Origin of the sequence: Flexivirga caeni (genome assembly GCF_003724155.1) — a bacterium.
Lineage (GTDB): Bacteria > Actinomycetota > Actinomycetes > Actinomycetales > Dermatophilaceae > Flexivirga > Flexivirga caeni.
Genome location: NZ_RJJQ01000017.1, coordinates 24,494 through 43,860, shown reverse-complemented (window position 1 = coordinate 43,860; position 19,367 = coordinate 24,494). Strand labels below are relative to the sequence as shown.

Here is a 19,367-nt window from a genome sequence, read left to right as displayed (position 1 = left end):
GTGCGTCGGCCAGGTGACGCCTGTCTCTGGCTCTGGTTCTGTGCCTGGTTCCGAGTCTGGTCCTCCACGGCTGGGCTACTACGGGCACCCGGACGTGGCGTGTTGCGGTGACTGGCCGGGCCTCGTTCCCGTGACGCGTTGAAGGGGGAGTGCGTGCGGTATACCCCTCCGCGAGGCGCGCCTGGCGCGGCGTCGGCGATCTGGCGCGCTGGCGCAGCGCCCGGGGAACCGGTCATGCGGAGGATGTGTCCGGGCAGGTGCGGGGTGGTGCGTTCGCCGGTCGCGGGTCGAATTGCACCAGCGCGAGGTGGAGCTTGTCGTTCGTCGGCCCCTGGTATGGCGCGAACGGCAGCTTCGTTCTCTCTGGATTCTCCCGAACGCCAGCGTGATTCGAGGCGTCTGGCGTTCTGGGAGGTGTCGGTTCGTAAGGTCGGAACTCCGGTCGTATTGGTGTGCCGTCCCGTGCAGTGAAGACAACTCCGTCCGGCCGGCTCGGGTCGCCGACCATGACGAACGCACCCCGATGGTGCTCGTCGTGATGGAAGGGGCACAGCATGATGAGCCGGTCGGCGTCGGTCTGTCCGCCGTCGATCCAGTGGTCGAGGTGATGGCATTCCAGATGATGCATGGCGAGGCAGCCGGGATAGCGACAGCCGCGGTCGCGGTCTTCCAGCAGGTGCCGGGTCCGATGCGGCACGATGCGCTGGGTGCGGCCGACGCTGACCGGTTTTCCCTCGGTCTCCCAGACCGGCCGGATGGCTCCGTCGCAGAGAATCCTGGCCCGCAGGGCCGGCGGCAGCGCGCCCCGCTTGTTCAACCAGCCGCTGCCAGAGGTGTCCAGGTGCAGGTAGACGCGGTAGCGACTGGCTCGGGAATGTCCGATCGGCGCGCCGGTGCCGAGGGAACGCTGGGCCAGCAGCCCCATTGCTTCGCCGAACGACGCGCCCTTGTGCGACTTTGCTGCGTCGACCGTGCCGATCCCGCAGGTGCCAGCTGCAGGACGGGCGTCGGAGTCGGAGTCCGGCGTGGTCAGACGGAACAGGGTGTCCTTGGCTTCCAGCAGTGCCTGCTCGACCAGCGCGCCGATGTCGGCGGGCGCGTCATACGACAGCACGAATCGCCCTGCGGCATAACGCATGTCGAGCCGCGGTGCGGCTGTGGCCGGGTCGAAGGAGTCCGGTGCGCGCCCGACGGCACTGTCGGTCGCGAGCTCCACCAGCTCCTCGTCGGCGGCGGCATCGCCGGGCAGCACAGCGCTCTGCTCGACAGGTGTGTCCACGGTTGCGCCCACCTTGTCGGCGTTGAATTCGTAGCGGCAGAGCGCACGTCGCAGCTGCGTCACGGTCGTGTATGACGCGAACTGCGCGACGTCCGCGTCATACGCTGCGGGAGTGTATTTGGCGACGACGGCGGCCTGGCCGAGCGTCAGCCGTCCGTCGTCGAGCAGGCGTTGCATGGTGGGCAGGTCGGGCGCGCGCTGCGCGATGCGAACGATGTCGTGTGCGCTGGACCAGGTGAGCCCGGCGTACGCCGTGAGCCATTGCTCCGGGGAGCGAAACCCGGCGCCGCACCAGAGTTCCTCGGCGAGCACTCGGCGCATCAGCGCGACCAGTCGCGTGTGACCGTCGTTGAGTTGGGCACTGATCAGTGCCAACTCGTCGCGGGCTGCGGACATGGCGTGATCGCGGGCGGAGGTCTCCCAGCCGCTGCTGCCGACGGCTGCCACGGAGGGCACCACCACCTGTTCTTCGATCATGCGTACAGCTAATCATCGACCACTGACAAGGCAGCTCACAGTGAAAGATCAGTGGCCTCGAAGCCGAGGGGGGCCGCTCCGTCGCTCGACCTGCCCGGCCATTTACCCACGTGCTCCGGGCTGCCAGGCTCGGTGTATGACGTACCCGGTCCTCATGCATACCGCCATCGACGCCCGCGACTGCCGTGGGCTCGCGGAGTTCTATCGGCGGTTACTCGGTGTGCGATACCGGCCCGGCGACGAACCGGCTGCCGGTGATGCCGCTCCCGACGACGCGGACTGGCTCGTCCTGGTCGACGACGACGGCCGGCGGGTGATGGCGATCCAAGCGAAGGCGGACACGACGGCGCCGACCTGGCCGTCGGAGGCGGTCCCCATGCAGATGCACCTGGACTTCTCGGTGGCCACGGTCGAGGAACTGCATCGGCATCGTGACCGCGCGGAGCAACTCGGTGCTCGCCTGCTCCACGATCGGTCGCAGGACGACGACGAGCCGCTCTACGTGCTCGCCGACCCCGCCGGGCACCCGTTCTGTCTGCTGGTGCGTTAGGCGCGGCAGTTCTGCCAGGCTCGGAGGATGTTCGTCATACGACCGATTGAGCCGGACGACCGCGGCGAGATCCTCGCGCTTGCGGACCGATTGACCGTCGGGGTCGCCGAGTGGCGCCCGCCGGAATTGGTCCTTCGCGCAGTGCGCGGATGGGTGTCGGCTGCCGTCGAGCACGCCGCGAGCGGGGCGGCGGATGCCACGGTCCTGGTCGCCGTCGAAGACGCCCGCGTCGCCGGATTCGTGTCGGTTGGCGAGGACCGGCACTGGTCCGGCGAGACCGACGCCTATATCGGCGAGCTCGTCGTACACCCGGATCGCGAAGGGCGGGGCGTGGGCAGCGCACTCGTTCGCGCAGCCGAACGCTGGGCTGCAGCAAGGGGATTGGCCCGGGTCCGGTTGTCAACCGGCGCCGCCAACGTCGCCGCGCTGCGCCTGTATGACGACCTCGGCTATCGACGCGAAGACGTCACGCTGAGTCGCGGCCTGGAGCGGTTGTAGCTGGGGTCAGCCGCGGTGCCCCGGAGAGCGTTCAGCAGTGCGTTGCGCATGACCGGGTGGGCGGGTGAGGGCAAGTCGTCGAGTGCGAACCAGCCGATGCCGACGTGTTCGTCGGGCGCGATGTTCGCCGGCACTCCCTGCCAGCGACTGACCATCCAGGCGCTCACCAGCGCGGGCTCATCCGCCGGTCCGGCAGTCAGCCGATAGAGGTGCGACACCGCGTCACGGCTGATGCGTACGCCGAGTTCTTCACGAAGCTCCCGCTCCAGCGTGTCGACTTCCGACTCGCCGTCCTCGACGCAGCCACCGGGCAGATCCCAGACGTCCGGGTGGGCTCGCTTGTGGGGACTGCGGTGCACGAGGAGGACCCGGCCCTCTTCGACAAGTGCGCCCAGCACGACGTCGGCGACCACCGCATTCACAGGGGATATCGAAGCAGGGGCCGCCGACATCGGAGCTGTGGCCCGGCTGGGGTCAGCCGGCTACTCCTGTCATCACGGCGCGGTGTGCGGCTACCGCCGACAGCGCGAGCGCGCCCGCGAGCAGCAGATAGGCCACAAGGAATCGACTGGTGCCGTTGCCGCTGACCAAGACACCCCCGACTGCGCCACCCAGCAGGCTCCCGAACGACTCGGTGGAGATGGTGGCCGCGGCGGCGCGTTCCTCGGTGAAGCCGTCGACCGGCTTGCTGGCGACCAGGTAGGTCGATGGATAGAAGATGCCGACACCGACGCCTGTCACCACCCAGCACAGCGCACCGAACTGCCATGGCAATCCCGCTGCTGCACCGATGCCGGTCGCGCCGGTGCAGACGGACACGACCGGGATCGCCAGACCGGGGGAAATATTGCCCAGCAACGGAATTCGCGCCGTCGCCACACTCGCGGCTCCCCAGGCCGCCGAGGCCGACCCGAGCACGACCCCGGCGACCGCGAGCGATGTGCCATATCGGTCGGTGTGCCCGGGGGGATCAGCGACCGGAAGCCGGCGCAGGCGACCAGCAGGCAGAGCAGGCCGATGAGCCCCGTGCCGGCGGTGAGGAAGCCGGCCACCCCTGCGGGCACGAGCAGGGTCACCGGTCGAAATCGGCCGGCGGCGTTGCGCGGGCGCTGCGGCACGACGTGGAAGATGACGACCTGCACCAGGACGACGAACGGCACCGGCAACAGCAGCGTCCAGCGCCAGCCGATGAGGTGCTCCGCCGCCACGATCAGTGGTGGGGCTACCAGGCCGGGCAGGATCCACATCGCCGACGAGATGGCCACGACCGTGCGGCGGATGGCGTCATCCAAGTGGCGCACGGCGGCGCCGACTCCGAAGACCGCGAGCAGCCCGCCTGCAAAGCCTGCCACCAACCGACCGCCGGCAAATGTCCATGGATCAGCCGCGACCGCGGAGGTAATGCCGCCTGCGATCACAAGTGCGACGCCGGCTAGCAGTGCCACCGCGGTCCCGAGAGCACCGATCAGCTGATCCGCCACGGGCATCGCCAAGAACAAGCCGATGGCGCTGCCGCTCACAAGCAGCCCCACCCGATCGCTCGCGTGCACGGAGCCGACGACGACCGGCAGGACGGTGGAGGCAACGAACGTGGTGACCGCCGCCATGAATTCCAGCAGCACAATGCTCGCCCCCAGCACGGTGGCAGCGCGACCGGTGAGCCGTATATCGGCCGATGCGCTCACGCCGGCGCGGCGTGCACCAGGACCGGCTGGCCGTCCGGGTCGGTGATCGACACGTGGTCGCCCCACGGGGACTCGTGCAGGGTCGCAGCAGTCCCGACAGCGGTCACCCGCTCGATGACTTCGGCCAGGGGAGTGGCCGTCTCGAAGGATAGCTGCACCGCAAACGGCCCCGGTATGACGCGAGCTTCGTCGCTCGTGGGGTGCAAGCCAACCGATCCGCCGACTCCGGGAAGAGCGAGTCCGGTGAAGTGCTCGCTCGCCTTGCCGACCACCCGGAAGCCGAGCGCCTCCAGCAGCCGCCGGTCGGGCCCTTGGTCGTCGACGAACCGGATCGGGCTAACTCGCAGGTCGCCCACCCCGGGCTCCACGCCGGTGCTGGTGTAGCCGTAGAGATCGTCCGACTGACCGTTGACGACCAGCTCTTCGCCGCCGAGCGTGATGCTGATGGCGCGGCCGTAGGCCTCGTCATACACCATCGATTCGCCGGGGTGACCCGCGTCGCCGAAGCCGGTGGCGACGAGCCGCCGCGCGAGCTCGTCCAGCGCGGTCTCCTCGAAGGAGAGGCTGGTCGAGCCCGGTTTCGCCTCGGACGTGGCGTCGGCCGCGCTGTGCAGCGCGACCGTGCCGGTGGCGCCGGCGAGCACCGTCCAGCCTCCTTTGTCGCTGGTAAGACTGACCGAAAGACCGAGCGCCGCAAGGAATTTCGCCATAGTGTCCACGTTGTCGGTGAAGCGGATGGGTTGCACGAAGAGAGTCACTTGTCGGCTCCTGGGTCGAGGTAGGTGCGCAGCGCCTGCTCGACGAGCGCCGAGAGGCTGAGGCCGTCGTCGATCGCGCGGTGCTTGACCTCGCGAATCAGGTCGGGTGGCAGATAGACGTTGAACTGCTGCTTCTCGCTTGCTGTCATGCTAGCAACCTAAAACGCGCTCGTGGATCCGTCAACCGCCGGGTATGGCGAGTGCTCGTTATCCGCGCAGGTCCTGCACGTGCAGCACCATGTCCAGTCGCCGGCCGGCATCGGGTGCGACGAAACCCCGCAGCAGGCCGTACTCCCGGAACCCCTCGGACAGGTAGAGCCGCTCAGCGCGCTCGTTGTCACCCCGAAAGTCGAGCGTCAATTGCTCGACGCCCGCTTCGCGCGCGGCTGCGACGAGTTCGCGCAGTATGGCGCGGCCGACTCCCAGACCAGCGAAAGGCGCTGCAACCGCGAGCTTTTCGAGATCCGCATGCGGCCGGTGAGTCGGTCACGCATGGCGCCGCCAGTAGCCGAATCCGGCCACCGCACCGGTGTGCCGGGCAACCACCACGCACGCATCTGCCGGGCCCGTAGCCACCAGGGACTCGAGCAAGCCGCGCAGGTCCGATGCGCTCGGCGGCGCCGTCCAGCCGAGGGCGGCGTCAGCGCGCACCAGAGCGCCAAGCAGGTCGGTCAGCTCGGCGACATCAGCGGCCCGGACCACAGTGAGCCGCTCGATGCCGCGCGCAGGATCGGACGTCTGGTCATTGTGCCGGGCCACGGCGACACTCCGACCGGATGCGCGCCCGCTATACATAACGCAGCGACGCGTCCATAGTTAGAGATGATTATGGATGTGCGACGCCGGGACGGTATCCTTCCGACCAGGTCATGAGCGTCAGCGCCAAGCCCCGGCTCGCTGACCGGCAACCCTCCTCCGCGGTGGGGTGCCCCGGGTGAGGACCAGGCCAGCGGTGCAGATCGCCGCGCGGCAAGCGCGGGCATCACGAACGTGGGTCCGCCGCCGAGGCGGCAACAGCCGTCGCCGGCGATTCGAGCACGGAAGGTCATGATGAGCGAGCGATCCAACAAGCACAGGGCGATTGCCGAGCGCCGAGGGACGAGGCGGTCGGCATGAGCGACGCAACCCCCAACTGGTCCTTCGAGACCCGGCAGATTCATGCCGGCCAGAGCGCTGACCCGACGACAGGGTCGCTGGCGCTGCCGATCTACCAGACCACGTCATACCAGTTCCGGGACACTGAGCATGCCGCAAACCTCTTCGGGCTCAAGGAATTCGGCAACATCTACACCCGTCTGATGAACCCGACCACGGACGTCGTGGAGCAGCGGATCGCCAGCCTCGAAGGTGGCGTCGGCGCTCTCCTCGTAGCGTCCGGCCAAGCCGCCGAGACGCTCGCGTTCCTCAACATCGCCGAGGCCGGCGACCACATTGTCGCCAGCCCGAGCCTGTATGGCGGGACGTTCAATCTGCTGAAGCACACGCTGCCCAAGCTCGGCATCCAGGCCACCTTCGTCGCGGACACCAGTGACCCGGCGAGCTGGGAGGCGGCGTTCCAGCCGAACACCAAGCTGGTCTTCGCCGAGACGATCGCCAACCCCAAGCAGGAGATCCTCGACATCGAGACAGTTGCGGGCATCGCGCATGCGCACGGCGTGCCGCTGATCGTCGACAACACGGTGGCGACGCCATACCTGTTGCGCCCGATCGAGCACGGCGCCGACATCGTCGTGCATTCCGCGACGAAGTATCTCGGTGGCCACGGCACCTCGATCGGCGGTGTCATCGTCGACAGCGGCAACTTCGATTTCGGCAAGGAGCCGGAGAAGTTCCCCGGCTTCAACACGCCGGAGGAGGCCTACCACGGACTGGTTTACGCGCGTGACCTCGGCGTCGGCAGCCCGCTCGGCGCGAACCTGTCCTTCATCCTCAAGGCACGGGTGCAGTTGCTGCGTGACCTCGGCGCGGCGATCTCGCCGTTCAACGCGTTCCTGATCGAGCAGGGCATCGAGACCCTCAGCCTGCGGATCGAGCGGCACGTCGCGAACGCGCGCAAGGGCGCCGAGTGGCTGCAGGCACACGACCAGGTCGAGTCGGTGGCGTGGGCGTCGCTGCCGGGCAGCGAATACTTCGAGCTGGCGCAGAAATACACGCCGCTCGGCTCCGGCGCGGTGCTGGCGTTCGAGATCCAGGGCGGTGTCGAGGCGGGCAAGAAGTTCGTCGAGGCGCTGACGCTGCACTCGCACGTCGCGAACATCGGCGACGTGCGGTCGCTGGCGATCCACCCGGCGTCGACCACCCACTCGCAGGGTCCGGACGAGGACCGCCTAGCCGCGGGCGTGACACCCGGCCTGGTGCGCCTGTCGGTGGGCATCGAGCACATCGACGACATCATCGCCGACCTCGAGCAGGGGTTCGCCGCGGCGAAGGTCTGACGCGGTCTGAGGCGCGGACCCGTTCGGGTCCTCTCGATCAGAGAAATTCGGTTGACGGGGTCTCGCACCACCCGGCACAGTGACGTCCGCGCCACTGTGCGCCCGTGTTGTCACGCTGTCAGCGGCAGGTCCGCCGACCGATCGAAAGGAGGCTGTCATGGCCGAAGTCTGGGTCAGCATGCCCGTTTCCATGCACTTCCTCGATCGGAGTCACCCGTATGACGCACCACCCGGAGACACCCTCCTCCGCTGAATTCGCCCACGAGAGCGGCACGAGCCGTATGGCGGGCGCGTTTGCCACCGAATCACCCGACCGCCGCTTCGTTTTCGACTACCGGCAGGTCGGTGATCTCGAACCCGGCCAGCGCTGGTCCACCTGGGGTTCCTGTGAGCCGCTGAGCCGTGGGCCGCAGCCCTGGCCGGACTGGATCATCACCGACGACGCCGCGATCGACACCGAGCTCGGCGTGCTCAAGACCGGCAAGGAGGCCGACGTCTTCCTGCTGGAGCGGGCCGCGCCGCTGGACGAGCGCGCGGTGGTGCTGGCCGCCAAGCGATATCGCGACAGCGCGCACCGCTCGTTCCATCGCACGACCGACTACACCGACGGCCGCAAGCTGCCCCGGAAGGGCGGCCGGGAGGCGCGCGCCATGGCCAAGGGGACCAGCTTCGGCAAGTCGGCCGCAGCGGGCATGTGGGCGCGGGCCGAGTGGGAGTCGCTGGTGCGGTTCCATCGGGCCGGCCTGCCGGTCCCCTATCCGGTGCAGATCGACGGCACCGAGATCCTGATGGAACTCGTGACGGATGCCGAAGGTATGCCGGCGCCGCGCCTGGCGGCCACCCGCCCGGATCCGGATTTGTTGCAATCGTTGTGGATTCAGTTGTCCGACGCGATTGCCGGGCTCGCCGGGCTGAGCTGCGTGCACGGCGACCTGTCGGCATACAACCTCCTCGTCGCCGGCGAGCAGCTGGTGCTGATCGACCTGCCGCAGACGGTGGATCTGTTTGGCAACCCGCATGGCATGGACATGCTCCAGCGCGACTGCCTGAACGTCGCGACCTGGTTCCGTGCCCGCGGGCTGGATGTCGACGGGGAGGAGCTCTTCGGCGAGGTGGTCGCCCGGGCGCTCTGAGCCGTATGCCGACGGCGGAAACTCGTGCGACGAGCCGTGCTGCCGTTTGCGACAATGGCCGGGATCACCATGACTTCTCCTGACCCGACCGCGTCCGCAGCTCGCCGGTCCCGTGGCCGACGCGGGCGGGGCCGCACACCCGCGGGCGGACGCCGGCCTCCGGAGACCGCGGAGCAGCTGGCCGCTCGGCGCGAGCACCGGCGCTCGCTCGTCCCGCCGATCAGCTATCCGCCGCAACTGCCGGTCAGCGCCGCCAGGGACGAGATCGCCGCCGCGATCCGCGATCACCAGGTCGTCGTGATCGCCGGAGAGACCGGCTCGGGCAAGACGACGCAGCTGCCCAAGATCCTGCTCGAGCTCGGCCGGGGCCTCGACGGCATGATCGGTCACACCCAGCCGCGGCGGATCGCCGCGCGCTCGGTCGCCGAGCGCATCGCCGAGGAACTCGACGTCACGCTCGGTGAAACCATCGGCTATCAGGTGCGATTCGCCGATCACAGCACCAAGGACTCACTGGTGAAGGTGATGACCGACGGGGTGCTGCTCTCGGAGCTGCAGCGCGACCGGGACCTGCGCCGCTACGACACGATCATCATCGACGAAGCGCACGAGCGCTCGCTCAACATCGACTTCATCCTGGGCTACTTACGGCAGCTGCTGCCTCGCCGACCGGACCTGAAGGTGGTCATCACCTCCGCCACGATCGATCCCCAGCGGTTCGCCGACCACTTCAGCATCGACGGCCACCCGCCGGTGCCGGTGATCGAGGTGTCCGGGCGCACCTACCCGGTCGAGGTGCGCTACCGGCCGCTGGTGCGCACCGAGGGCGAGCAGGAGGTGGACGTCGACCAGGTGACCGGCATCGCCGATGCGGTCACGGAGTTGTGGACCGAGTCGAGAGGCGACGGTGGTCCGCAGGATGTGCTCGTCTTCTGCTCGGGGGAGCGCGAAATCCGTGACGCCGCAGACGCATTGACGGCGCTGCAGCTGCCGGCGACGGAGATTCTGCCGCTCTATGCCCGGCTGTCCGCGGCCGAGCAGCACCGCGTCTTCAGTCGCTCGACGCGGCGGCGGGTCATCCTGGCCACCAACGTCGCCGAGACCTCGCTGACCGTCCCCGGCATCCGGTATGTCGTCGACACGGGCACCGCCCGCATCTCCCGCTTCAGCCAGCGCACCAAGGTGCAGCGGCTGCCGATCGAGCCCATCTCGAAGGCGTCGGCGCGCCAGCGATCCGGCCGCTGCGGCCGGCTCGCCGACGGCGTGTGCATCCGGCTCTACGCCGAGGCCGACTTCGACGCCCGGCCCGACTTCACCGAGCCGGAGATCCTGCGCACCAACCTGGCCTCGGTGATCTTGCAGATGACCTCGCTCGGGCTCGGTGATGTCGGCCGGTTCCCGTTCATCGAGCCGCCGGATCCGCGCCAGGTCACCGACGGTGTGCGGCTGCTACAGGAGCTGGGTGCGGTCGAGGACCGTGGGACGCACCACCGGCGCACGCTGACCAGGACTGGCCGGGCACTCGCAGCACTGCCTGTCGACCCGCGGATGGCGCGCATGCTGGTCGCCGCTGCTGAGAACGGCTCGCTGCGTGAGGTGCTGGTCATCGTCGCGGCGCTGTCGATCCAGGACCCGCGTGAGCGGCCCGCCGAAGCCCAGGCCCAAGCGGACCAGGCGCACGCCCGCTTCAAGCATGAGACCAGCGATTTCCTGACCTACCTGAACCTCTGGCGCCATCTCAAGGAACAGCGGAAGTCGTTGTCCAGCAGTGCGTTCCGGCGCATGTGCAAGCGCGAATACCTGCACTACCTGCGCATCCGCGAATGGCAGGACCTGCTCGCGCAGCTGAAGCAGATCGCGCGGCAGCAGGGCTTGACGGCGAGCGACAACCCAGCCGGCGAGGACGCCATCCACCAGGCGCTGCTCGCGGGTCTCCTCTCCCAGATCGGGCTGCGCGACCCCGACAAGCGTGACTACCTGGGGTCGCGCGGCGCGCGATTCTCGATCCAGCCGGGGTCGACGCTCTTCCGGCGGCAGCCGGACTACCTCATGTCCGCCGAGCTGGTCGAGACGACCCGGTTGTGGGCGCGCACCAACGCCCGGATCGACCCCGCCTGGGCGGAGCGCCTCGGCGACCACCTGGTGAAACGTCAATACGCAGAACCACATTGGTCCCGCAAGCGAGGCGCCGTGCTGGCCGCCGAGCGGGTCACCCTGTATGGCGTGCCGCTCGTCGCGGGCCGGCAGGTCTCCTACGCCGCGGTCGATCCCGAGTTGTGCCGGGAGCTGTTCATCCGCAACGCGCTCGTCGAAGGCGACTGGGAGACGCGGCACGCGTTCTTCCGGGACAACCGGCAATTGGTCGCTCGCATCGCCGACCTGGAGGCTCGCGCCCGCCGGCGTGACCTGCTCGTGGGCGATGAGGAGCTCTTCGATTTCTATGATTCGCGCATCCCCGAATCCGTTGTGTCCGCAGCGCATTTCGACTCCTGGTGGAAGACCGCTGGCCGGTCCGACCCGAAGCGCCTGACCCTCACCGAAGACGTCCTGCTGCGCGACGAGGCCGACACGGTCGACGCGGCGGACTACCCGAAGACGTGGCGGCAGGGCGACCTGCGGCTGCGGCTGACCTATCAGTTCGAGCCGGGCGCCGACGCGGACGGTGTCACGGTGCACCTGCCGCTCGACCAGCTCAACCAGGTGACACCGGACGGTTTCGACTGGCTGGTGCCCGGCCTGCGCGAGGAACTCGTCACGGCCCTGATCCGCTCGCTGCCCAAGGCGACCCGGCGCAATTTCGTCCCCGCGCCGGACTACGCGCGCCGGGTGCTGCCGCAACTGGACCCGGCTGCCGGGCCGATCACCGAGGAACTCGGCGTGCTGCTGCGCGGGCAGACCGGCATCGGCATATCGCCGGGGGAGTGGGACTGGCCGCGCGTGCCGGACCATCTGCGCATCACGTTCCGCGTCGAGGACTCGCGCGGCCGGAAGCTGGCTGAGGGCAAGGACCTGGAAGCGTTGCAGGAGCAGCTTGCTGGCAAGGTGCGCGGCGCGGTCGCGCGCGCAGCGGCCGGCATCGAGCGGACCGGGCTGACCGGCTGGGGCGACCTGGGCACGCTGCCGGCGAGCTATGAGCAACGCCACGGAAGGCGGACCGTTCAGGGCTTCCCGGCGCTGGTCGACCACGGCGACACCGTGTCGCTGGAAGTGCTGCCGACGGCATCCGAGCAGGCGCACGAGACCCGGCTCGGCATCCGGCGGCTGATCCTGCTGAACGTCGACGTCCCGTGGAAGCGCATCGAGGGGCTGTTCACCACTCGCCAGCGCCTCGCGCTCGGCAATAACCCGCACGGCAGCATGCCGGCGCTGATGGACGACGTGCTCGCCGCCGCTGTCGACGACATCGTCACCCGCGACCTGCCGGACGGCACCGTGCGCGACACGGCGCAGTTCGACGAAGCGTTACGGGTCGTGCGGCAGCAACTTGCCCCGCGGGTCGTTGCCGTCGTCGAGAATCTCGCGCCCGTGCTCGACCACGCCCGCGAAGTGCGGCTGGCGCTGGATGCGATGACCCAGCAGTCACTGGCGCAGCTGCGCGCGGATCTGGAGTCCCAACTGGCCGCGCTCATTCATCCTGGTTTCGTCGCCGAGACCGGCGCCGGCCGGCTGCGCGACCTGGACCGCTACCTGCGTGCGATGCTGGAGCGCATCGACAAGGCACCCGCTGATCCGACGCGCGACAGGCAGCGTGCCGACGAAGTGGCGGTCGTGGAGGAGGAGCGCCGCAAGGTGCTCGCGGGACTGCCCCGCGCGCGCCATACCGACGCCGACGTCGTCGACCTGCGCTGGCAGATCGAGGAATTGCGGGTCAGTCTCTTCGCGCAGCGGCTCGGCACGCCGCGCTCCGTCTCGGCCAAGCGGATATTCAAGGCGATGGACGCCGTCGAGGACGCGATCGCGCGCTGAGCAGCGGATCCCGAGCCAGGGAATCCCGCGGCGTCCCAGGGCGTTCAACGACACGAAGACCCCGATCCCAGGAGTATGCCGTGCAGGACCCCCGAGAGCTCTACCAGCTCGAGACCGACACCCACGCCAGCGCGCTCGGCGCGCACACGCTGGTGGTGTCGCTCGGCGGGCTCATCGACGCCGGCAACACCCAGCAGCTGCTGACCGGGCACCTGCTCGGCACGCTCGAGCACACCGTGGTCGCGTCCTTCGACATCGACCAGTTGCTCGACTACCGCGGCCGCCGCCCCGTCATGACCTTCGATCGCGACCGTTTCACCGACTATGCGGACCCGGCGCTGCTGCTCTATCGCATGCGCGATGCCGAGGGCACCCCGTTCTACCTGCTGGCCGGTCCCGAGCCCGACTACCAGTGGGAGCGGATGATCGAGGCGACCCGGCAGCTGATCCGCCGCCTCGGCGTGCAGCTCGTTGTCAGCGCGCAGGGCATCCCGATGGGCGTCCCGCACACCCGCCCGGTCGGTATGACGAAGTTCGCGAGCAACCCCTCGCTCATCCCGGAGAACGAACCGCTCTTCGGCGCGATTCAGATCCCCGGTTCGCTGGACAGCCTGATGCACCTGCGACTCGGCGAATCCGGCGTCGACACAGTCGGTTTCGCCGTGCACGTGCCGCACTACCTGGCGCAGATGGACTTCGGCGATGCATCTGTCGCAGCCCTGCGCGCGATCATCGGCCTGACCGGTCTCGACATACCCGTGCAGGAGCTGGCGGCGATCGCGGGGCTCAACCGGGCCGAGATCGACAAGCAGGTCGCCGAGAGCGACGAGGTGGGTAACGTCGTGCACGGCTTGGAGGAGCAGTACGACGCCTTCGCCGAAGGCCTCAAGCGGCAGAACCTGCTCGCCACCGAGATGGCCCAGCTGCCGAGTGCGGACGAGATCGGCGCCGAGCTGGAGAAATTCCTCCAGGCAGCCGACGACACCCCGGCGCCGGACGACAACTCCGATGAGTCCAGCAAGGGTTCGGACGGTCCGGACTTCCTGCGGTAGCAGCGGTTTTCACCGTTCCTTGGGCGGCCGGCCGCGACCCCGCGGTGCCTGCGCTTCCTTCGGCAGCCAGCCGTGTCGCCGCAGCGCTTCCCGGATGAGCAACTCCACCTGGGCGTTGGTGCTGCGCAGTTCGTCGGCCGCCCAGCGGGTCAGCGCTTCGTGCAGCGCGGGATCCAGCCGCAGCAGCACCGCCTTGCGGTCGGGGCCCGTGGGGCGGGCGGGTTCGTCGGGCACGTGCTCAGTTGTAGAGCGTGCCCGTGTTGACCACGGGCGTCGCGCGCTGGTCGCCGCACAGCACCACCAGCAGGTTGGACACCATCGCCGCCTTGCGTTCTTCATCGAGGTCGACGATCGACTCGTTCTCCAGCCGCTGGATCGCCATCTCGACCATCGAGACCGCGCCTTCGACGATGCGCTCGCGCGCTGCGATGACGGCACCCGCCTGCTGGGGTTGCAGCATCGCCTGGGCGATCTCCTGCGCATAGGCCAGGTGGCTGATGCGCACTTCGAGGATCTCGATGCCGGCCACCACGACACGCGCCGCGACCTCCTGCGCAAGTTCCGCGGACACCTGGTCGGTCGAGCCGCGCAGCGAGGTCGTGTCGGGCAAGTTGGTGTCGTAGGGGTGCGAGGTCGCCACGTGCCGCAACGCCGCCTCAGACTGCACTTGCACGAAGTCGAAGTAGGACTCGACCGCGAAGGTCGCCCGGGCGGTGTCGGTCACCTGCCACACGACGATCGCCGCGATCTCCACCGGGTTGCCGTCGGCGTCGTTGACCTTCAGCGCGTTGGTCTCGAAGTTGTTGACCCGGATCGAGACATTGCGGCGGGTGCTGAACGGCAGCACCCAGACCAGTCCCGTGCGGCGCGTCGTCCCGGCATACCGGCCGAAGTACTGCACGACCCTGGTCTGGCCCGGCTGGATTACCGCCAGGGGAGTGAGCAGGAACGCGCCGATCACGAGCAGCACCACACCGACCGGCGGGGTGCTGACAATGACCAGCACGACGCCGACGACGAGGAACACCAGCGCGACGAACTAGCGGCCGAGACCGCTCAGTCCTTGGCCTCCGACCAGCGCTGCACGATCTTCAGGTCGGCGACGAATCGCACCGGCGCGCCGCCCGTCCAGCGGCGCGCGGCATCCTGCAGCGCGCCCTGGACCGCGTCGGCCGTCTCCTGCGCGTATGCCGAGGGCGCACGCACCAGCAGTTCGTCGTGCAGGCAGAGCACGATCCGGCCGCCGACGGGGCGCACCGCGTCGCGGACGGTGAGCGCCCACGCCTTGAAGAACTCGGCCGCGGCCCCCTGCACGACGGCATTGCGGGTGAACCGCCCCATCGCGCGGCGGCCCGCCTGGTCCTCGGCCAGCCGACTGCGGACCAGCCGGCCGCCATACGTCAGCACGGGCTCGCCGCGTTCGCCCCGCTCCGCGGCGGCCCGCAGGTAGCGCAACGCGCGTGGGTAGGTGCGTTCCATCCGCTGCAGCGCATCGGCCGCCGGGCCGGACGTCTGGCCGTACATCGCGGCGAGCACCGCGATCTTGGCGGTAGGCCGGTCGAGGTGCAGTTGCTGCGCCACCGTCGCATAGAGATCGTCCTGGGCGGTCGCCGCAGCGAAGTCTGGATCGGCGGAAACGACTGCAAGCACACGGGGTTCGACCTGGCCGAGGTCGGCGCGCACCAGCACGTGCCCGGCTCCGGCGGCGACGGCTTCCCGCAGGGGGGTGGGCAGGCTGTGCAAGCCCGCGCTGGCCGTCATCCGGCCGGCGCCGCCGTCGCACGCCGTCCACGCACCGCGCAACCGATCGTCGCTGCCGACATATCCGTCGAGCCAGGACCAGCCGTAGGTGGTCGCGACGCGCTCGGCTTTGCGCCAGTTGAGCAGCGCGCCGATGACCGGGTGCACGTCGCGATAGGGCTCCAGGTGCCACGCGCGGGTGTCGTCCACCTGAACGCCCAACGACCGCAACAGATCCCGCACATGCGCGGGGTTGCGCAGGTCGGTCGTCGCCCGGCCCGGGACGTGCCGCAGCACCAGCTCGTCACGGGCCTGGCGGATGCGCGCGGCGTCTTCGTCGTCGCGCGGGCGCGGCCCCGCGACCTCGGTGATGAGGGCCTCCAGCACCGGCCGGTCGATCGGCAGGCCGTGCCCGGCCAGCTCTACGCACAGCAGCGCCGCGCCCGACTCACTGGTCGCCGTGCTCGCGGCGTGCGGTCGAGCCGAGAGCAGCTCGCGCTGCCGTCCGGCCGCGGTGAGCGCGAGCCGCGCCAGGTCGGGCAGGTGCTGGAGGCGCCAATCCGATTGCAAGCAGGAAGGATTGAGATATCCGGCTGTCGTCGTCAGGGAGTCGTCCGGTGTCAGGTCGAAAAGGTCGCCCGACGCGGGCGCCGGACGGCCGTCCGGGTCGAGCTGCGCACTCACCGCCCAGATCTCGTCGGCGGTCGCGCTGAAGCCGCCCACCAGCAGACGGTGTGCTTCGGTTAGATCCCAGCAGCGGCGCAGGTGCAGCCCGGCGCGCACGAGAGGGACCGCGGCCTCACCGGCGGACCACCAGACCCAGCGGGGGGCGGGACTGCCGGCAGACTCGGCGGACCGGACAAATGCGGCGAGGCCGGTGACGGTGCCGTCGAAGCACACCCCGCCGGCGTCCGCGCACGCGGCCCGGTCGCCCTGCACCGCCACCGCGATGAGCGGATCGCGCATGGACGTCTCGGTGGTGCCGGGTCAGCCCTGGTTGCCCTGCTGATCGTTGTCTTGCTGGCCATTGTTCTGTTCGCCGTTGCCCTGCGAACTGCCGTGCCGTGGCACCCACGGGTTCTCGTGCTGGTCGTCGACCGCCGGGACGGCCGTCGTGGGCTGAGCGTGCACGTCACCGTCACCGGGCGTGGTGCCGGTCGCGAACGGCAGTCCGGAGATCGCCTCGGTCGGTTCGTCGGAGCGGTCGCCGCCATACGACGGCGTCGACTGGCCACCGCCGGAGGACGGGGCCGGGGAGCTGCTCTGGTACCCCGGTTGCTCGTAGGCCGGGGTGGACGCCTGGCCGTAGGAGAGACGATTGACATCGTCGCTGGACACCGTCTGCGTCGGTGCCTCGGAGCTGTCCGGCCCGTGTCCGCCGCTGGGCTGCTGCGCGGGCGGCTGGGACTGGCCCAGCTGCGCGTTCACCTGGTCCGCCGAGACGGCCTGGGTCGGAGCATCGGAGATGTTCTGCTGCGGCGCCTGCGGGCTGCTCGGCAGCGACGGCGCGGGCTGGCCGTATGCCGGCTGGCCGCTCTGGCCGTAGTTCTGGGGCTGGCCGTAGCCGGGCTGCGGCGGCGGGGCTTGCTGCCCGTAGCCGCCCTGATAACCCTGGACCGGAGCGGCGGGCTGCCCGTAGGACGGAGTCTGCGGACCCTGCTGGCCCTGCTGGCCGTATGCCGGTGCCTGCGGCTGGCCGTACCCCTGCTGCTGACCGTATCTCTGCTGACCATAGGGCTGCTGCTGTTGCGGCTGGCCGTAACCCGGCTGCTGGCCGTAACCGCCCTGCCCGGCCGGCTGCTGGCCGTAACCCTGGGCGGGCGGAGCGCCATACCCCTGGCCCTGCTGACCGTACGGCTGCTGCTGGCCCTGGGGCTGGCCGTAGCCGGTCTGCTGACCGTAGCCGCTCGGTACGCCGGCAGCTGCCGGCTTCGGGCCACGCTTGCCGAGGAGGAGGAACAGCAGCGCGCCGATGATGCCGATGACCAGCAGGATGGCGCCGAGCACGAGACCCGTGGTGTGGAAGCCACCGCCGAGCTTGTCGGCGCGGGTGCCGGCATACAGCTGGCCGGAGGCGCCGTTGCAGGTGACCGCACCCTTGCTCGAACTGCTGCGGGCGACCTCGTAGTACTTGGTGCCACTGGAGGTGACCGAGAAGTCCTTGGTCGGCCGGCCCATCGTGGTGGTGCCCACCTGGCAGGTCGTTGCGGTCCGGTCGGCGGCGGTCTTGCTGTAGACCGAGAAGCCGCCACTCATCGAGATCGTGCTGCCGCTGCTGAACGCGGTCGGCTTGAAGCTCGAACCGCTGAGCAGGCCGACGATCAGCAGGATCAGGCCCACGACGGCGACAACCGCCGAGCCGGCCACGAGCTTCTTGTTCGAGTTCATATGGCGCAACCTAACCCATTCGTCCGGAATGTCGCAGGCTCAGCCGACGTCGCGTCCTTCGGCCGAAACACGGATCTGCCGTTTGATCCTAGACAGCATCGCGACCATTCCCCGCATCCGCAACGGCGACACGGCCTCGGCCAGACCGAACCGGAACGGGATGTCGTCCGGCACGTCGAGCACCGCCTGCGGCGACTGGCCGTTCAGGCCGGTGTGCAGGATGCCCGCGAAACCGCGCGTCGTCGGGGCCTCCTTCGGCGCGCTGAAGAACAGCCGGACCGTGTCGTCCACGATCTCCACCGCGAGAAACAGCGGCGACTGGCACTCGTGGACCTGCTCCAGCTGGTCGGGGTGGTCGGCATACCGCTCGGGCAGATCCGGCAACTCCTCGCTCAGTTCCAGCAGCAACTGCAGGCGGTCTTTCGGACCCACCGAGCCGAAATCGTCGATCAGCTCGGCCAGCGGCGCCGGGACGTCACTCACTCGGCGCTCCGTGCTCGCTCGGCGCTCCCTGCTCCACCGGAACCCGCACCGCATTGCCCCACTCGGTCCACGAGCCGTCGTAGTTGCGCACCTCGTCGAAGCCGAGCAGGTGGGTGAGTACGAACCAGGTGTGCGAGGAGCGCTCCCCGATGCGGCAGTAGACGATGACGTCCTCGTTCGGGGCCAGCCCCTGGTCCTCCTGGTAGAGAGCCTCCAGGTCGGCGCGGCTCTTGAACCGTCCGTCCTCGCGCGCGGCGCGCGCCCACGGCACCGAACGAGCGCCGGGGATGTGGCCTCCACGCAGGGATCCCTCCTGCGGGTAGTCGGGCATGTGCAGCAACTCGCCGCTGAACTCACCGGGGGAGCGCACGTCGACCAGGGCGCCGCCGAGATGGGCGAGCACATCGTCCTTGAACGCGCGGACCGGCGCATCGTCGCGCTCGATCACCGGGTAGTGGGCGGTCTCGGCACTCGGCACCTCACGGGTCAGCGGCCGGTCCTCGGCCATCCACGCGGAGCGCCCGCCGTCCAGCAGCCGCACGTCTGGGTGACCGAAGAGCGTCATCACCCAGAGCGCGTATGCCGCCCACCAGTTCGACTTGTCGCCATAGATGACGACCGTCGTGTCGCGGTCGATGCCGCGCTCGGACATGACCCGGGCGAACGCCTCGCCATCGACGAAGTCCCGGGTCACCGGGTCGTTCAGATCGGTGTGCCAGTCGAGCTTGAGGGCGCCGGGGATGTGGCCGGTCTCGTAGAGCAGCACGTCCTCGTCTGACTCCAGGACGACCAGGCCCGGGTGGTCGCTCGCCAGGTGCTCGGCCAGCCAGCCGGTGGTTACGAGGCGCTCGGGGTGCGCGTAGTCAGCCAGCTCAGGGCTCGGATCCGTGGGGTAGGGCATAACGCCACGTTACGCGCCCGGG

The 19,367-nt window shown here is 69.3% G+C and carries 19 protein-coding genes, 1 pseudogene and 1 riboswitch; of the genes and pseudogenes, 6 read left to right on the top strand and 14 right to left on the bottom strand.

Annotated elements, in window-relative coordinates; genetic code table 11:
• Positions 1 to 232: 232 nt before the first annotated feature.
• Positions 233 to 1,756: an HNH endonuclease signature motif containing protein gene (locus EFY87_RS15105; protein WP_123272320.1), complete on the bottom strand. Its 1,524-nt coding sequence runs from the start codon at positions 1,754 to 1,756 to the stop codon at positions 233 to 235.
• Between the two features lie 136 nt (positions 1,757 to 1,892).
• On the opposite strand from EFY87_RS15105, the gene EFY87_RS15100 reads away from it, so the two are divergent.
• On the top strand, positions 1,893 to 2,306 hold the full coding sequence (locus EFY87_RS15100) for a VOC family protein (RefSeq protein ID WP_123272319.1): 414 nt from the start codon (positions 1,893 to 1,895) through the stop codon (positions 2,304 to 2,306).
• Between the two features lie 27 nt (positions 2,307 to 2,333).
• Positions 2,334 to 2,804 (top strand): GNAT family N-acetyltransferase, encoded by a 471-nt coding sequence (locus EFY87_RS15095; RefSeq protein WP_123272318.1) that lies wholly within the window; start codon positions 2,334 to 2,336, stop codon positions 2,802 to 2,804.
• Here the strand turns inward: EFY87_RS15095 and EFY87_RS15090 are convergent.
• From EFY87_RS15090 to EFY87_RS15060, 7 genes and pseudogenes are all read right to left on the bottom strand, one after another.
• Positions 2,756 to 3,226: an NUDIX hydrolase gene (locus tag EFY87_RS15090; protein WP_245988671.1), complete on the bottom strand. Its 471-nt coding sequence runs from the start codon at positions 3,224 to 3,226 to the stop codon at positions 2,756 to 2,758. The genes EFY87_RS15095 and EFY87_RS15090 overlap by 49 nt on opposite strands.
• A 52-nt stretch (positions 3,227 to 3,278) precedes the next feature.
• The gene (locus tag EFY87_RS15085) at positions 3,279 to 3,548 is read right to left on the bottom strand and encodes a hypothetical protein (protein WP_123272316.1); all 270 of its coding nucleotides are present in this window, start codon (positions 3,546 to 3,548) and stop codon (positions 3,279 to 3,281) included.
• A complete protein-coding gene (locus tag EFY87_RS15080) occupies positions 3,542 to 4,489 on the bottom strand; it encodes an MFS transporter (RefSeq protein ID WP_123272315.1) in 948 nt (315 codons plus the stop codon). Before EFY87_RS15080 ends, EFY87_RS15085 begins: the two co-directional genes overlap by 7 nt.
• Positions 4,486 to 5,247: a VOC family protein gene (locus EFY87_RS15075; protein WP_123272314.1), complete on the bottom strand. Its 762-nt coding sequence runs from the start codon at positions 5,245 to 5,247 to the stop codon at positions 4,486 to 4,488. Before EFY87_RS15075 ends, EFY87_RS15080 begins: the two co-directional genes overlap by 4 nt.
• On the bottom strand, positions 5,244 to 5,396 hold the full coding sequence (locus tag EFY87_RS15070) for a ribbon-helix-helix domain-containing protein (protein ID WP_123272313.1): 153 nt from the start codon (positions 5,394 to 5,396) through the stop codon (positions 5,244 to 5,246). The genes EFY87_RS15075 and EFY87_RS15070 overlap by 4 nt, the downstream gene beginning before the upstream one ends.
• Positions 5,397 to 5,454: 58 nt before the next feature.
• Positions 5,455 to 5,712: pseudogene (locus EFY87_RS20370) on the bottom strand (GNAT family N-acetyltransferase); the annotation flags it as partial.
• A 21-nt stretch (positions 5,713 to 5,733) separates the two neighbouring features.
• Entirely contained in the window at positions 5,734 to 6,006 is a 273-nt protein-coding gene (locus EFY87_RS15060) for a GNAT family N-acetyltransferase (protein WP_123272311.1), read from the bottom strand.
• Between the two features lie 106 nt (positions 6,007 to 6,112).
• Positions 6,113 to 6,229, top strand: a riboswitch (SAM riboswitch).
• Positions 6,230 to 6,359: 130 nt separating this feature from the next.
• On the opposite strand from EFY87_RS15060, the gene EFY87_RS15055 reads away from it, so the two are divergent.
• The 4 genes from EFY87_RS15055 (at position 6,360) to EFY87_RS15040 (ending at position 13,833) form a co-directional block, all read left to right on the top strand.
• Positions 6,360 to 7,682, top strand: a complete 1,323-nt coding sequence (locus EFY87_RS15055; RefSeq protein ID WP_123272310.1) for a bifunctional o-acetylhomoserine/o-acetylserine sulfhydrylase — start codon at positions 6,360 to 6,362, stop codon at positions 7,680 to 7,682.
• A gap of 218 nt (positions 7,683 to 7,900) precedes the next feature.
• The gene (locus EFY87_RS15050; RefSeq protein WP_245988670.1) at positions 7,901 to 8,815 is read left to right on the top strand and encodes a serine protein kinase RIO; all 915 of its coding nucleotides are present in this window, start codon (positions 7,901 to 7,903) and stop codon (positions 8,813 to 8,815) included.
• Between the two features lie 69 nt (positions 8,816 to 8,884).
• On the top strand, positions 8,885 to 12,781 hold the full coding sequence (gene hrpA / locus EFY87_RS15045) for an ATP-dependent RNA helicase HrpA (protein WP_245988669.1): 3,897 nt from the start codon (positions 8,885 to 8,887) through the stop codon (positions 12,779 to 12,781).
• Between the two features lie 80 nt (positions 12,782 to 12,861).
• Entirely contained in the window at positions 12,862 to 13,833 is a 972-nt protein-coding gene (locus EFY87_RS15040) for a PAC2 family protein (protein WP_123272308.1), read from the top strand.
• Between the two features lie 9 nt (positions 13,834 to 13,842).
• Here EFY87_RS15040 and EFY87_RS15035 read toward each other — a convergent pair whose 3' ends face one another.
• The 6 genes from EFY87_RS15035 to EFY87_RS15010 are packed head-to-tail and all read right to left on the bottom strand — an operon-like array spanning position 13,843 to position 19,345.
• Positions 13,843 to 14,067, bottom strand: a complete 225-nt coding sequence (locus EFY87_RS15035) for a type II toxin-antitoxin system antitoxin (RefSeq protein ID WP_123272307.1) — start codon at positions 14,065 to 14,067, stop codon at positions 13,843 to 13,845.
• 4 nt (positions 14,068 to 14,071) lie between these two features.
• Positions 14,072 to 14,860 carry an SPFH domain-containing protein gene (locus EFY87_RS15030; RefSeq protein WP_245988668.1) on the bottom strand — a complete coding sequence of 263 codons (789 nt, stop codon included), beginning with the start codon at positions 14,858 to 14,860 and terminating at the stop codon, positions 14,072 to 14,074.
• Positions 14,861 to 14,889: 29 nt separating this feature from the next.
• Entirely contained in the window at positions 14,890 to 16,539 is a 1,650-nt protein-coding gene (locus EFY87_RS15025; protein ID WP_123272305.1) for a DNA polymerase, read from the bottom strand.
• Positions 16,540 to 16,560: 21 nt separating this feature from the next.
• The gene (locus tag EFY87_RS20545) at positions 16,561 to 17,961 is read right to left on the bottom strand and encodes a polyadenylate binding domain-containing protein (RefSeq protein ID WP_181445498.1); all 1,401 of its coding nucleotides are present in this window, start codon (positions 17,959 to 17,961) and stop codon (positions 16,561 to 16,563) included.
• Positions 17,962 to 18,000: 39 nt separating this feature from the next.
• The gene (locus EFY87_RS15015) at positions 18,001 to 18,444 is read right to left on the bottom strand and encodes a SufE family protein (RefSeq protein ID WP_245988667.1); all 444 of its coding nucleotides are present in this window, start codon (positions 18,442 to 18,444) and stop codon (positions 18,001 to 18,003) included.
• Positions 18,437 to 19,345: a sulfurtransferase gene (locus EFY87_RS15010; RefSeq protein ID WP_123272304.1), complete on the bottom strand. Its 909-nt coding sequence runs from the start codon at positions 19,343 to 19,345 to the stop codon at positions 18,437 to 18,439. The genes EFY87_RS15015 and EFY87_RS15010 overlap by 8 nt, the downstream gene beginning before the upstream one ends.
• Between the last annotated feature and the right edge of the window lie 22 nt (positions 19,346 to 19,367).

Excerpts from the sequence above, each read along its gene's own strand:
- EFY87_RS15105 (WP_123272320.1), bottom strand. The coding sequence starts at position 1,756 with ATGATCGAAGAACAGGTGGTGGTGCCCTCCGTGGCAGCCGTCGGCAGC.
- EFY87_RS15100 (WP_123272319.1), top strand. The coding sequence starts at position 1,893 with ATGACGTACCCGGTCCTCATGCATACCGCCATCGACGCCCGCGACTGC.
- EFY87_RS15095 (WP_123272318.1), top strand. The coding sequence starts at position 2,334 with ATGTTCGTCATACGACCGATTGAGCCGGACGACCGCGGCGAGATCCTC.
- EFY87_RS15070 (WP_123272313.1), bottom strand. The coding sequence starts at position 5,396 with ATGACAGCAAGCGAGAAGCAGCAGTTCAACGTCTATCTGCCACCCGAC.
- EFY87_RS15055 (WP_123272310.1), top strand. The coding sequence starts at position 6,360 with ATGAGCGACGCAACCCCCAACTGGTCCTTCGAGACCCGGCAGATTCAT.
- EFY87_RS15050 (WP_245988670.1), top strand. The coding sequence starts at position 7,901 with ATGACGCACCACCCGGAGACACCCTCCTCCGCTGAATTCGCCCACGAG.
- hrpA (WP_245988669.1), top strand. The coding sequence starts at position 8,885 with ATGACTTCTCCTGACCCGACCGCGTCCGCAGCTCGCCGGTCCCGTGGC.
- EFY87_RS15025 (WP_123272305.1), bottom strand. The coding sequence starts at position 16,539 with ATGCGCGATCCGCTCATCGCGGTGGCGGTGCAGGGCGACCGGGCCGCG.
- EFY87_RS20545 (WP_181445498.1), bottom strand. The coding sequence starts at position 17,961 with ATGAACTCGAACAAGAAGCTCGTGGCCGGCTCGGCGGTTGTCGCCGTC.
- EFY87_RS15010 (WP_123272304.1), bottom strand. The coding sequence starts at position 19,345 with ATGCCCTACCCCACGGATCCGAGCCCTGAGCTGGCTGACTACGCGCAC.